Origin of the sequence: Methylobacterium aquaticum (assembly GCF_001043915.1) — a bacterium.
Classification (GTDB): domain Bacteria; phylum Pseudomonadota; class Alphaproteobacteria; order Rhizobiales; family Beijerinckiaceae; genus Methylobacterium; species Methylobacterium aquaticum.
Window position 1 is genome coordinate 1 of sequence record NZ_LABX01000297.1, and the last position, 11,813, is coordinate 11,813.

Sequence of the window (11,813 nt, forward strand, 5' to 3'; positions counted from 1 at the left end):
CGCCTGATCGACCTGCGCCGGGAGCTTTAGAGACATGCGCCGCGACGGGCCCCGCCCCTTCTCGTTCTATGTGCTCGCGGCCTTCTTCGGGCTGTTCGTGCTCTTCCTCTACGGGCCGACCCTGACGATCCTGGCGCTCAGCTTCCAGGGCCCGCAGGGCGGCCTCACCTTCCCGATGAACGGGGTCTCGACCTTCTGGTTCTCGCGCCTCTGGGCCGGGCTCGGCGTGGTCGACATCTGGGCGGCGTTCCGGCGCTCGCTGGCGCTCGGCCTCGTGGTGATGGGGCTCACCGTCACCATCGCGTTCTTCGCGGGATTGGCGTTCCGCAAGGGCTTCCTCGGCCAGACGCCGTTGTTCTACGTCGCGGTGGCGAGCCTGATCGTGCCCTCGATCGTGGTGTCGCTCGGCATCGGCCTCGAATTCCGGCTGATCGACGAGGCGATCAAGGCACTCGCCGCCCGAACCGGATGGGGCTTCCTCCAGGACCACGGCACCGTGATGGGGCTGTTCACCTCCGCTCTCGGCGCCCACCTGACCTGGACCCTGCCCTTCGGCCTCCTCATCATGTTCGCGGTGTTCAACCGCTTCAACCCGGCCTACGAGGAAGCGGCCCGCGACCTCGGCGCCACCGGCTCGCAAAGCTTAACCCACGTCGTGGTGCCGATCATCCTGCCCTCGCTGGTCGGTGTCGCGCTCTTCGGCTTCACCCTGTCCTGGGACGAACTCGCCCGCACCAGCCAGGCGATCGGCGGGCGCAACACCCTGCCGCTGGAATTGCAGGGCCTCACCACCACCGTGACGACGCCGGAGATCTACGCGCTCGGCACCGTGACGACGGGCGTGTCGCTCCTCGTCATCGGGCTCGCCTTCGGCAGCTTCCTGCTGATCCAGCGCCGGCGCGCCAGGCGGGTGACGCTGCCCGGGACCTGAACCGCCTTCAATCCGTCGTGCGGACCGTCCAGGTCGCCCGGCGGATGCCCTCGGCGGCGCCCAAGCGCGCGATCACCGCGTCGATCTCCTCCGGCTCGATCGCGGTGCTGACCAGGGTGGCGACCACCTCGACGTCGTCGTCGCCGCGTTCCTCGACATCGACCTCGCTCACCGGGTAATGGGCCGCCTCCAGGCGCTCGACCAGAAGGTCGCGCACCTCGGAGAGACGGCGGCTGTCGGTGGTGGCGCGGACCTCGTAGGTCGCCTCCGAATCGCGCTCGTCGATCGGGATGCGGTTGATGGCGTTGACGAGGGGCCGCAGCAGGGTGTTGCCGGCGAGCACCGCCGCGGTGACGAGGGCCGCTTCCGCCGCGAGATCGACCCCCGACAGGGCGCCGACCGCGGCCGAGCACCACAAGGTCGCGGCGGTGTTGAGGCCGCGGACGTTCATCCCCTCCTTCATGATCACGCCGGCGCCAAGAAACCCGACGCCCGAGACCACGTAGGCGACGATGCGGATCGCCCCGTCGGCATGGCCGATCCGCATGCCGAGATCGGTGAAGGCCGCCGCCCCCACCGCCACCAGCACGTTGGTGCGCAGGCCCGCCGTGCGCTGCCGATACTGGCGCTCCGCCCCGATCAGGGTGCCGAACACGAAGGCGCAGAGGAGGCTCAGGACCGAGTTGAGGAATTCGCCGGCCTGGAAAGCCTGGAGGATCGCCATCGTGTCGTGCCGCCCGTGAAGGAGGCGCGGGCCCGACGCCCGCGCCGAAACCCCGAGCCTATAGCGGGGCCGTATGACGGCCAGATAGCGCCAGGGATCACGACGCAGCCTTCGGCTTCGGGGCCTTCGGAGCCGACGCCTCGGCGAGCGGAGCCTTGCCGGGCGGAGCCTTGCCGGGCGGAGCCTTGGCGTTCGCGTCCTTGCCGGCCGCCGCCTTCGCCTTGGCCTTGTGAGCCTGCGCGCCCTCGGCACCGGCGGCGCGGATCAGGGCGGCGAGCCCCGCCTCGGTCACCGTCTCGGCCGCTTCCGGCACGCTGAACCAGCGGCATTCGCGCTCGTGCTGCTCGGGCCAGGTCTTGAGCTGCTTGCGCACCTCCAGGCGGAAGACCTGGACCTGACACAGAACCGTGTCGCGGCTCTTCAGGCGCTTGTTGTAGAAATAGCTGCCGAGCGCCCGCCGGGAGACCCGGCCGATCAGGCCCGCCTCCTCGTAGGCTTCGCGGGCGGCGGCCTCGTAGTTCTTCAGGCCCTTCATCGGCCAGCCCTTCGGCACCACCCAGCGCCGGGTCTCGCGCGAGGTGATGAGCATGACCTGAAGGGTGCCGCCCGGCCCGGGCCGGACCGGCAGCACGGCGACCTGCCGGCGCGGCTCGCCGCTGCGCTCCGACCAGCCGGCCAGGAGACCCGCCAGAGACCTGAGGCTCTTCATGATCGGGCGTGGTCCGCGGCGGACCGGCAGCCCGGGCGACGAGGGGGGCACGTGCTTGAGCAGGTCACGGGTGTCACGTCGCGGCGCACTCGCTGGTCCGGTCTCGGGGATGAATCCGAGGATTCCGTGGAGAGAATTCCCTCGCGCGCAATTCTCTTGCAAGATGTCTTTTGGCGCGAGACAGATCAGGGTTGCGCTCCGCGGTCCGGACTCCCTCGCGGCGGACAGCGCACCTCACCCATCCCTTTAAGCGGGGTGGGCCCTGGCGCTCAAGAAGGATTTGTTAACCGGCAAAGCAATCGCCGCGCAGGGGGCGGGGTCAGGCTTCGCTGCCGAGGGTGACGATGAGAGCGTCGAGGCGGCTGCGCAGATCGGCGATCTCGCCCTCCGACATCTTCAGGGTCTCGACCACGGAACGGCGCACCGCGACCGCCGCATCCTGGAGGGCCTGTCCTTCGTCGGTCAGGCTGATCTCGACCTCGCGCTCGTCGGCCTGGCGCCGGGTGCGGCGCACGAAGCCGGCCGCTTCGAGGCGCTTGAGCACCGGGGTGAGCGTGCCGGAATCGAGGCGCAGGCGCCGGCCGATATCGGACACCGTGAGCCCGTCACTCTCCCACAGCACGATCAGCACGAGATACTGCGGATAGGTGAGGCCCAGCCGCTCGAGCAGCGGCCGGTAGCATTTCGTCATGCGGTGGGAGGCCGCGTAAAGCGCGTAGCAGAGCTGATTGTCGAGCCGCAACGCTTCCACGCCTGATAGGACAGGCTCAAGAGAGTTCATGTGCACACCATTCCAACGGCACCCGGACGCCGCCCTCGCCGCAGGATCCTCAGGCCGCCAGCGTAACACGCCGGACGGTCGACCGAAATCCACACCTATGCGGTCGCTGGTGAACGATCATTTCTCGAAGAGAAACCCATCTGCAACAGCATAAGTTGGGCGAGCGGACGTGGCCGCCCGACGTCTCAGCGCCGGCCGTCGAGAGGCGGCCGGGTGCGACGCTCGACCAGGGGGCGTCCGGCCCGCCGCTCGACGATCACGGTGCGCGGGCCGCGCAGGCCGCTGCCGGTGCTGATGATCCGCTCGGGCGCGCGCTCGGTCTTGAGCTTGGCCGCCTGGGCCTTGGCCGCCTGGAGCACGTGCGGGCGCACCTCGTCGGGGGGCAGGCCGATCAGGCCCGCGGCGATCTCGACCTGCTGGTCGATGTCGTCGGCGAGATCCTGCGCAGCGGTCACCGCCTCCGAGATGGTGGGGGGCTCCTTGCGCACCCGGATCGGCGGCAGGTTGCGAGGCTTGTCGGTCGGCTTCTTCACGGGGCGGCTCATCATCATGTGGCTGAGCATAGCGCGGATTCGCTGATTGTTGCAGTGCAACACGCGCATGTCCAACCCTGCGGCGCTGGAATGGTTGCGCCGCCGTCACGGTTAGCCCCCGCTGCCGCCAGAGGAATTCGACCCGTCCGCCCGCTCCGGCAGGAGACCGGGCATAAGGTCGCACCGCCCGGGACGGTCGGCTTGCCCATACCGGGACGGTCTGAGACACTGGCGCGACCATGATCGAACGCCCCCGCCTCGACCCTCGCCTCACACCGGCCCGGCCCGATCTCGCCGACGAGCGCCTGCGTGGACGGGTCGAGGCGGCGGCTTATGTCGCCGGTCGGCCGCACCGGATCGCCGTGCCCGTCGCGCCCCTGCGGCACGCCCCCGATTCGGCCGCCGGCCTCGACAGCGAAGCCCTGTTCGGCGAGGCCGCCACGATCTACGACAGCCGCGACGGCTGGGCCTTCGCGCAGCTCACGGCCGACGGCTATGTCGGCTACCTCCCGGCCGAGGCGCTGGGCCCCGTCGATCCGGCGCCCACCCACCGGGTCGCTGCGCTCCGCACCTTCCTCTACCCCGCCGCCGACCTCAAGCGGCCGGTCCTCGGCGCCCTCAGCCTCGGCGCCCGGGTGGCCGTGGCGACGCAGGAGGGCGCCTATGCGCGGCTCGTCGACGGGCGCTTCGTCTGGGCCGGGCACCTCGCGCCCCTCGACACGGTCGAGCCGGACATCGCCGCGACGGCCCTGCGCTTCCTCGGCACGCCCTATCTCTGGGGCGGGCGCAGCAGCCTCGGGCTCGACTGTTCCGGGCTGGTGCAGACGGCGCTCGCCGCCGCCGGGATCCCGGCCCCCCGCGACAGCGACCAGCAGGAGGCGGCCCTCGGCGACGCGGTGGCGCTCTGCCCCGATCTCGGCGGCCTGCGGCGCGGGGACCTGGTGTTCTGGCGCGGCCATGTCGGCATGATGCTGGACGAGACCCGCCTGATCCACGCCAACGGCCACCACATGGCGGTGGCGATCGAGCCCCTGGCGGACGCGGACCGCCGCATCCGCGCCGGCCGGACGGGCCCGGGAACGGGAGATGGGGCGATCCGCATGGTCAAGCGGCTTACGCCCACCGCCTGACGCGGCCGAGGAACCCGTCGGTGCGACGATCTCGTCGAGGGTCGTCGGCCGGCGACCCTCGGTCATTAACCCTTGGGCAAATCCGGCCCGGAGAGCCGCGTTTCGTCGCGCAAAGCCGTGGACATCTGTCCGGATCTTGGTCGCGCCCGGGGGTGGACATCTCGCTCTGGCGATCACCCGTTGTAGAGTGGCGTCGACGCCCCGTCTCGAGCCCAGAGGACACCCGCCCGCGATGCTGACCGGTTCGGCCATCACCCGCGCGCTCGTCATCGTCGTGCTGGCGGCCGGCCTCGCCGGGCTGTGGCAACTCCTGATCCCGCGCGCCACCGGCCCGCACATCTCCGAGCCGCCCAAGCGCGCCGAGGCCGGACGGAGCGCACCGCCTCTCCCCGCCCCGACGAGCGAGTCCGGCGATCCGGTGCGCTCGGTCTATCCCGGGCCGCGCCCGGCCGACACGCCGCCGCAGCGCCCGCCGGTCGTGGCGGAGGCGCCCCCCGTGGCAAGCCCGGCCCCGGCGCCGGTCCCCGCGCCGGCTCCGATCCCGGCTCCGATCCCGGCTCCTGCGCCCTCCCCTCCCCCGGTCTTCACCCCGTCCGTGCCGCTGCCGCAGGTCGACACGACCGCCGACACAGAGCCCTCGACCGGAACGGTCGACCTCAACACCGCCAGCCTGGCGGAACTGAACGGATTGGGCGGCGGCCTGATCGGGAAGGCGATCATCGCCAAGCGGCCCTATGCGTCGCCGGGCGAACTCCTGTCGAAGCGGGTGCTGAGCCGGGCGACGTATGAGAAGATCAAGGACCAGGTGACGGTGCGATAGCCCCGCCGAAGCGGACGTCCCGCGCTTGAGCATTTCCGGCATCACCGCGAGCGAGGACGGACTTCCGATTTGGTCCGATTGATCTTGAGTGGAGATGCCGCCGGCTCGAACTCAATGGAAGTTAATTAAAAATATTCTATTTTATACCAACGGCCGTTGAAAACGACCTTTGGTTCCGTTCTCCAATTTTCGCTCAGCCAAAGGCTGAGTATCGAAAATATGAGATGGTTCATCGGCCCGATGCGTCAGCATCTTGGGCCGATGGTATCAAGCAGGCTTTGACGACACTGCCCGGTGCCCGCCCAATCCACCTCCGACGAGTCTGGCCCCCGCCGCGCACCGCACCGGGGGCCGCTGCGATTCACGCCGCCAGCGGCGCCGGGATCTCGGTCTCGCGCTCGGTCACCAGGTCGGCAGCGATGCGGCCGGAGCCCGCCGCCATGGTCCAGCCCAGCGTGCCGTGGCCGGTATTGAGCACCAGGCCGCGGATCTGGGTGCGGCCGAGATAGGGCACGTTCGAGGGCGTGGTCGGGCGCAGGCCGCTCCAGGCGGTGGCGGCGGAGAAGTTGCCGGCGTTCGGGAAGGTGCGCCGGGCATTCTCCAGGATCGCCGCGACCCGCGCGGCGTCGAGATGGCGGGTATAACCGGACAATTCGGCGGTGCCGGCGACGCGCAGATGGGTGCCGAGATTGGAATAGACCAGCTTGTACTCGTCGTCGGTGAGGCTGACCTGCGGCGCGCCGTGATCGTCCTCGATCGGGATCGAGACCGAATAGCCCTTGGCCGGGTAGATCGCGAGGTTCACGCCGTAGCGGCGTAGGAACGGCGCCGACCAGGAGCCGAGCGAGACCACGACGTTCGGGGCGGTGAGCCGCTGATGGCCGCCCGCCACCATCGCCTCGACGCCGGTGACCCGGTCGCCGGACGGAGAGAGCAGCAGGCGCGTCGCCTCGGAGCCGTACAGGAAGGTCGCGCCCATCGTGGCGGTGCGGGCGGCGAGCGCCTGGGTGAAGGCGCGGGCATCGCCGCTCTCGTCCTCCGCCGTGTAGGTGGCGCCGACGATGTCCTGGATGCTGCCGGCAAAGGCCGGCTCGATCGCCAGCACCTCGTCGCGGCCGATCACCCGGCGCTCGCAGCCATGCTGGCGCATCAGCTCGGCGACGGGCTTGGCGGCCTCGAACTCCTTCGGCTCGCGGTAGAAATGCAGGATGCCCAGCGTCTTTTCCGCGTAGGACAGGCTCTCGGCGGCCCGGATTTCCTGGAGCTTGGCGCGGCTATAGGCGCCGAGCCGCACGATCTCGACGGTGTTGCGGCGCGCCCGCTCGGGCGTGCAGTTGCGCAGGAAGCCGGCGATCCACGACCATTGGTGCCGGTCGAGCCGGGGGGTGAAGAGCAGCGGCGCCTTCGCGTCGAACAGCCACTTCACCACCTTGAGCGGCGCGCCCGGATTGGCCCAGGGCTCGGCATGGCTCACCGAGATCTGGCCGCCATTGGCGTAGCTGGTCTCGAGCGCCGCCCCGCCCTGGCGGTCGATCACGCAGACCGACAGCCCGGCTCGTGCCGCCCAATACGCGGTGGCGGTGCCGACGACGCCGGCGCCGAGCACGATGAGATCGAAGGAGGTCTGTTGTCCCGACACGTGTTCCATCCTTCCCGCCTCTCTGAAGGCAGGTCACAGGGTTGGAACTCTGTTCGGGTGGCCTGAGAGATTCGCCGGGTTTGCACCCGGCTTGCTCCATCGGCGGGCGGCGTGGCGCCCTCTCCAGAGTGTCCTCTCGCTCGCGGTCCATTTACCTGAGAGCTTCGGCGCGCAGCACGGCTGGCACGCTTTTCCCCTTCGGTGCCGGCTCGGGGCCGGTCTCTCCCGCAACCATCAACGGACGGCCAAGCCTGTAGCATGGCCGTTGGAACTATGGAAGCGCAGAGGCAACGCCCCTATTTAACAGCCATTGGTTGAACAATTGACTGATCTATGCACACCAAAGCGCTTCACATTGATGGAGCAGGAGAGGTGCCTTCTTCTGGTTCTGGTTCTGCATTTTTCTCGTCGGCAATTGCTTTGCAAGTATCAAAATTGCCTCGATGCACTATACCGTAATTACCATCAAGAACGACAAAGTCAATCACTTTGCTAATCAGTTTCGTCGGCGGATCGTCCACGATTTCTATGAGCGGACAAACAACAAAACGTCCCATAATACCATGAACAACAGGACCAAATGTTTTATATGTTGCCATTTTTCACCACCCGTCTTTACACATAGCCGCCAAATAATTGGCTTTTCTATTTGCGCCTGCGTATTTGCTGCGCCGATCCTGACATAATCATCAATCGGGATTTCTCAAGCCCGGCAGGCCTCGAAGCCCTTGCGGATCTGCTCCGGATCGAGGTGGCGGCCGATGAAGACGACGCGGGATTCCCGCGGGTCGCCCGGCTTCCACTCGTCCTGGAGGTCGCCGTCGAGGATCATGTGCACGCCCTGGAACACGAAGCGGCGTGGCTCGTCGGGGAAACTGATAATACCCTTGCAGCGCAGGATGTCGGCCCCCTGGACCTGGGTCAGGTCGGAGATCCACGGCATGAACTTGTTGGGATCGACCGGGCCGGGAATCCGGGCCGAGATCGACTGGATCTCGTCGGAATGGTGATGGTGGTGCCCCTCCTCGAGGAAGTCCGGCTCGATCTCGACGATGCGGGCGAGGTCGAAGGCGTTGCGGCCGAGCACCGCGTCGAGCGGCACGGCGCAATGCTGGGTGCGGTGGATCTCGGCCGAGGGATTGATGGCGCGGATCTGGCGCTCGACCGCCGCGAGGCCCGCCTCGTCGACGAGGTCGGCCTTGTTGAGCAGGATCACGTCCGCGAAGGCGACCTGGTTCTTGGCCTCGGGGGCGTCCTTCAGGCGCTCGGTCAGCCACTTGGCATCGACGACCGTCACCACCGCGTCGAGGCGGGCGGCCTCGCCGACATCCTGGTCGACGAAGAAGGTCTGGGCGACCGGGGCCGGGTCGGCAAGGCCGGTGGTCTCGACGATGATCGCATCGAACTTGCCCCGGCGCTTCATCAGCCCGTCCATGATGCGGATCAGGTCGCCGCGCACGGTGCAGCAGATGCAGCCGTTGTTCATCTCGAACACTTCCTCGTCGGCGCCGACGACGAGGTCGTTGTCGATGCCGATCTCGCCGAACTCGTTGACGATCACGGCGTAGCGCTTGCCGTGCGGCTCGGTGAGGATGCGGTTGAGAAGAGTGGTCTTGCCGGCGCCGAGATAGCCGGTGAGCACCGTGACGGGGATCTTGTCGGACATGCGGGGCCGTCTGTTCGCGAAGGAGTGGGGCGCCGGGGGGCGCCGCGACGGGTGATATAGTGTGTCACTCCGCCCGGCGCGAGGCCGCATCCGGCAGGCTGAAACGGGCCAAGTCGAAGCGGGCAACGTCGAAGCGGGCAACGTCACGCAGCAAAGCCACGAAGGCGCGGGCGCCGTGGTCGAGGAGGGCATGCCCGGCCTCCGCCGTGCCGAGGCGGGCATCGCCGATGGCGCCGGCCGGGTTCAAGTCCTGGGCGTGCCAGGCGAGGGCGGCCGGGCGCCCGGCGCGCAGGTGGGTGTAGGTCTGCTCCATCGCGCGGCTTGCCGGAACGAAGTCGCGGATCGCCGCGTGCCGCACCAGGTCGGGCCGGAGCGCCAGCATCAGGGCGGTCTCGATCCCGCCGCCATGGATGCCGTGGCGCACCTCCTCCTCCGGAAACAGGCCCGGCGGGGTGCCGAAGCGGCTCCAGGCGGTGGTGACCGCCACCATCCCGTGCCGGCCGCGCAAGCCCAAGGCCACGAGGTCCATGAGGGCGCTGTTGCCGCCATGCGACGACACGATCACGAGCCGGCGGCAGCCCGCCCGCACGACCCCGTCGCCGATCTCGGTCCAGGCCCGAAGAGCGGTCTCGGGGCTGAGCGTCAGGGTGCCGGGAAAATCCGTGTGCTCGGGCGACAGGCCGACGCTCTGCACCGGCAGCACCCGCACGTCGAGGTCGTCGGGAACGAGGTCCATGACCCGCGCCAGGTAGCCCTCGGCGATGACGACGTCGGTGGAGAGGGGCAGGTGCGGCCCGTGCTGCTCCACGGCCGCAACCGGCAGCACAGCCACGGTGGCGCTCAATGCGCCGTCGCGGCACTCTTCGGTGGTCAGGTCGCCCCAGGGCCGGGCCGGCATCGCGTTGCTCCTGTGATCGGGGCACGCACCATAAGCCGCGGACGGATCGGCCGAAACCGGCAAGGGTTATCCAGATGCTCCGTCATCCAGGCGTCACGGGCGGGCTGGCATGTGCCCCTGGGGCGCCATGGGGCGCACCACCCGCTGCGCTTGCGCTCATTGTGCCGGCGCCGCAGGATTGTCTCGAGAACAGGGGCGACACGCCATGGCAGCGGGCGAGCAAGCTTTGGCCGTGGACGTGCCGCGCCGGGCGGCCAAGCGCCTCCGGCCCCCCGGCGCCAAGAGCGTCGGCTGGGCGCTGATGCAGGCGGCCCGCCTTCACCGCGGCCGGATCGGCGACCGCCTGGCGGAACTTGATCTCTTCGCCGGCCAGGAGCAGGTGGTGCAGGCGCTGGCCGCCGCCGGCACCATGACCATGGGCGACCTTGCCGCGACCCTGCGGGTGCGGCCGCCCACCGCCTCGAAGACCATCACGCGGCTCGCCGCCATGGGGGTGGTCGAGCGCCGGACCGAGGCCGGGGACGGCCGCATCGTCCGGGTGCGCCTGACCGAAGCGGGCCTCGCCAAGGCCGCGGCGATCGAGGGCCTCTGGGACGACGTCGAGGCCGAGATGCTGGGCGGCTTCGACAACAAGGAGCGCCGGCGCCTGCGCAAGCTCCTGCGCCGCGCCGCCCGCAACCTCGCCGAGGCCGCCGGCCTCGACGCGCACGATTCCGACGCCGAGGCCGAGGACGACCTGGAAGGCGGGCTCGACGGCGATTCGAGCCGGGACATGGACTGACCGAGCGGGACTTGCGACAGGGCAGGCGAGCGCCCGATCGCGACCACGACCGTGGAGGCGGGACCGGGTCGCCCGGCATCGGCCTCCCGGCCGAACGCTTGGTCCAGCGCGTCGGCCAGGTCGACGGCACGCGCTCTCGGGTCCGACCGCTTGCCGTGGCGGCGCGTGCTCTACTTCCCTTGCGCCGCAACCGACATCGGAGGGACCCGTCATGGCCAAGCAGGACCGCAGCGTGCTGATCGTCGGAGCCTCGCGGGGCTTGGGCCTCGGATTGGCGCGGGCCTTCCTCGCCCGCGGCTGGGACGTCACCGCCACGACCCGGGGCGAGGCACCGGCGCTCGCCGCCTTGAGCCCCGTCGCGCCCGCCCTCGCCCGGGTCGACATCGACGACGACGTGAGCGTGGCGCGCCTGCATGCCGACCTCGCGGGCGCGCGCTTCGACGTGGTGTTCGTGGTGGCGGGCATCGCCGACGGCGCCCATGTGCCGCTGCCCCAGGGCGACCGGGCGACGGCGCTGAAGGTCTACGAGACCAACGCGGTGAGCCCGATCCGCTTCGCCGAGACCTTCGCCGACCGGGTCGCTCCCGGGGGCCTGATGGTGCTGATGAGTTCGGTCCTCGGCAGCGTCTCGCTCAACGAGAGCGGCGGCTGGGAGAGCTACCGGGCGAGCAAGGCCGCCCTCAACACCCTCGCCCGCAGCTTCTCGATCCGCCACGGCGACGCGCCGTTCGGCACGGTGCTGATGCATCCGGGCTGGGTGCGGACCGACATGGGCGGGCCGGAGGCCGATATCGACGTGGCGACCAGCGCCGACGGGATGGTGGCGGTGGTCGAGGGGCAGCTCGGGCGGCGGGGCTGCGCGTATCTGGATTATCGGGGAGAGACGGTGGCGTGGTAGGGTGGCATCATCGTCGTCTGTCTGCCCTCTGCCAATCATCGTCGCGGGTTCCCGTCTCCCTTATGGGAGACGAGGGCGCGCGTCAGTTGCTTCATCAGTGAGGCGGGAAGGAACCCTCCCCCCCCCCCCCCACCCCCCCCCCTCCTCCCAGGAGCCCCCCCCCGCCCCCCCCGGCCCCCCCCGCGCGCCGACCCGCCCCCCACGCCACGCCTGTCGCGCTCCCCCCCTGTCCCGCCCGCCCCACCCGCCCGTCGCCCCGTCCCGTCCCGCGGCAGCCCCGAGCCCGCGCCACGGTCGTCTCGC

The 11,813-nt window shown here is 69.8% G+C and carries 12 protein-coding genes, 1 pseudogene and 1 riboswitch; of the genes and pseudogenes, 5 read left to right on the top strand and 8 right to left on the bottom strand.

Going from position 1 to position 11,813, the window contains the following annotated elements:
• Window positions 1-34: 34 nt before the first annotated feature.
• The gene (locus tag VP06_RS30300) at window positions 35-931 is read left to right on the top strand and encodes an ABC transporter permease (protein ID WP_048467536.1); all 897 of its coding nucleotides are present in this window, start codon (window positions 35-37) and stop codon (window positions 929-931) included.
• A gap of 7 nt (window positions 932-938) precedes the next feature.
• Here the strand turns inward: VP06_RS30300 and VP06_RS30305 are convergent, their stop codons facing one another.
• The 4 genes and pseudogenes from VP06_RS30305 to VP06_RS30320 all read right to left on the bottom strand — a co-directional run bounded on the left by VP06_RS30305 (window position 939) and on the right by VP06_RS30320 (window position 3,678).
• Window positions 939-1,655 carry an MgtC/SapB family protein gene (locus VP06_RS30305; RefSeq protein ID WP_048467537.1) on the bottom strand — a complete coding sequence of 239 codons (717 nt, stop codon included), beginning with the start codon at window positions 1,653-1,655 and terminating at the stop codon, window positions 939-941.
• Window positions 1,656-1,905: 250 nt separating this feature from the next.
• Window positions 1,906-2,364: pseudogene (locus tag VP06_RS30310) on the bottom strand (NUDIX hydrolase); the annotation flags it as partial.
• A 319-nt stretch (window positions 2,365-2,683) separates the two neighbouring features.
• Window positions 2,684-3,145 (bottom strand): MarR family winged helix-turn-helix transcriptional regulator, encoded by a 462-nt coding sequence (locus tag VP06_RS30315; RefSeq protein WP_048467538.1) that lies wholly within the window; start codon window positions 3,143-3,145, stop codon window positions 2,684-2,686.
• Window positions 3,146-3,330: 185 nt separating this feature from the next.
• A complete protein-coding gene (locus VP06_RS30320) occupies window positions 3,331-3,678 on the bottom strand; it encodes a hypothetical protein (protein WP_425350967.1) in 348 nt (115 codons plus the stop codon).
• 239 nt (window positions 3,679-3,917) lie between these two features.
• Between VP06_RS30320 and VP06_RS30325 the strand changes: the two genes are divergently transcribed.
• Together VP06_RS30325 and VP06_RS30330 are read left to right on the top strand one after the other, a co-directional pair.
• Window positions 3,918-4,808: a C40 family peptidase gene (locus VP06_RS30325; RefSeq protein WP_048467539.1), complete on the top strand. Its 891-nt coding sequence runs from the start codon at window positions 3,918-3,920 to the stop codon at window positions 4,806-4,808.
• A gap of 232 nt (window positions 4,809-5,040) precedes the next feature.
• Window positions 5,041-5,628, top strand: a complete 588-nt coding sequence (locus VP06_RS30330) for a helix-hairpin-helix domain-containing protein (protein ID WP_048467540.1) — start codon at window positions 5,041-5,043, stop codon at window positions 5,626-5,628.
• A 361-nt stretch (window positions 5,629-5,989) separates the two neighbouring features.
• On the opposite strand, the gene VP06_RS30335 is transcribed toward VP06_RS30330, so the two are convergent.
• The 4 genes from VP06_RS30335 to VP06_RS30345 all read right to left on the bottom strand — a co-directional run bounded on the left by VP06_RS30335 (window position 5,990) and on the right by VP06_RS30345 (window position 9,831).
• On the bottom strand, window positions 5,990-7,267 hold the full coding sequence (locus VP06_RS30335) for a D-amino acid dehydrogenase (protein ID WP_197093322.1): 1,278 nt from the start codon (window positions 7,265-7,267) through the stop codon (window positions 5,990-5,992).
• 133 nt (window positions 7,268-7,400) lie between these two features.
• Window positions 7,401-7,505: riboswitch (glycine riboswitch) on the bottom strand.
• 112 nt (window positions 7,506-7,617) lie between these two features.
• On the bottom strand, window positions 7,618-7,866 hold the full coding sequence (locus VP06_RS36830) for a hypothetical protein (protein ID WP_156295852.1): 249 nt from the start codon (window positions 7,864-7,866) through the stop codon (window positions 7,618-7,620).
• 104 nt (window positions 7,867-7,970) lie between these two features.
• Window positions 7,971-8,933 carry a CobW family GTP-binding protein gene (locus tag VP06_RS30340; RefSeq protein ID WP_048467542.1) on the bottom strand — a complete coding sequence of 321 codons (963 nt, stop codon included), beginning with the start codon at window positions 8,931-8,933 and terminating at the stop codon, window positions 7,971-7,973.
• Window positions 8,934-8,997: 64 nt separating this feature from the next.
• Window positions 8,998-9,831, bottom strand: coding sequence for a creatininase family protein (locus tag VP06_RS30345; RefSeq protein WP_048467543.1), 834 nt, complete (start codon window positions 9,829-9,831; stop codon window positions 8,998-9,000).
• A 205-nt stretch (window positions 9,832-10,036) separates the two neighbouring features.
• Between VP06_RS30345 and VP06_RS30350 the strand changes: the two genes are divergently transcribed.
• Window positions 10,037-10,612, top strand: coding sequence for a MarR family winged helix-turn-helix transcriptional regulator (locus VP06_RS30350; RefSeq protein WP_048467544.1), 576 nt, complete (start codon window positions 10,037-10,039; stop codon window positions 10,610-10,612).
• Window positions 10,613-10,823: 211 nt separating this feature from the next.
• Window positions 10,824-11,510: an SDR family oxidoreductase gene (locus tag VP06_RS30355; RefSeq protein ID WP_048467545.1), complete on the top strand. Its 687-nt coding sequence runs from the start codon at window positions 10,824-10,826 to the stop codon at window positions 11,508-11,510.
• Window positions 11,511-11,813: the final 303 nt, after the last annotated feature.

Coding starts and splice junctions, on each gene's coding strand:
- VP06_RS30300 (WP_048467536.1), top strand. CDS start 35: ATGCGCCGCGACGGGCCCCGCCCCTTCTCGTTCTATGTGCTCGCGGCC.
- VP06_RS30305 (WP_048467537.1), bottom strand. CDS start 1,655: ATGGCGATCCTCCAGGCTTTCCAGGCCGGCGAATTCCTCAACTCGGTC.
- VP06_RS30315 (WP_048467538.1), bottom strand. CDS start 3,145: ATGAACTCTCTTGAGCCTGTCCTATCAGGCGTGGAAGCGTTGCGGCTC.
- VP06_RS30325 (WP_048467539.1), top strand. CDS start 3,918: ATGATCGAACGCCCCCGCCTCGACCCTCGCCTCACACCGGCCCGGCCC.
- VP06_RS30330 (WP_048467540.1), top strand. CDS start 5,041: ATGCTGACCGGTTCGGCCATCACCCGCGCGCTCGTCATCGTCGTGCTG.
- VP06_RS36830 (WP_156295852.1), bottom strand. CDS start 7,866: ATGGCAACATATAAAACATTTGGTCCTGTTGTTCATGGTATTATGGGA.
- VP06_RS30340 (WP_048467542.1), bottom strand. CDS start 8,933: ATGTCCGACAAGATCCCCGTCACGGTGCTCACCGGCTATCTCGGCGCC.
- VP06_RS30345 (WP_048467543.1), bottom strand. CDS start 9,831: ATGCCGGCCCGGCCCTGGGGCGACCTGACCACCGAAGAGTGCCGCGAC.
- VP06_RS30350 (WP_048467544.1), top strand. CDS start 10,037: ATGGCAGCGGGCGAGCAAGCTTTGGCCGTGGACGTGCCGCGCCGGGCG.
- VP06_RS30355 (WP_048467545.1), top strand. CDS start 10,824: ATGGCCAAGCAGGACCGCAGCGTGCTGATCGTCGGAGCCTCGCGGGGC.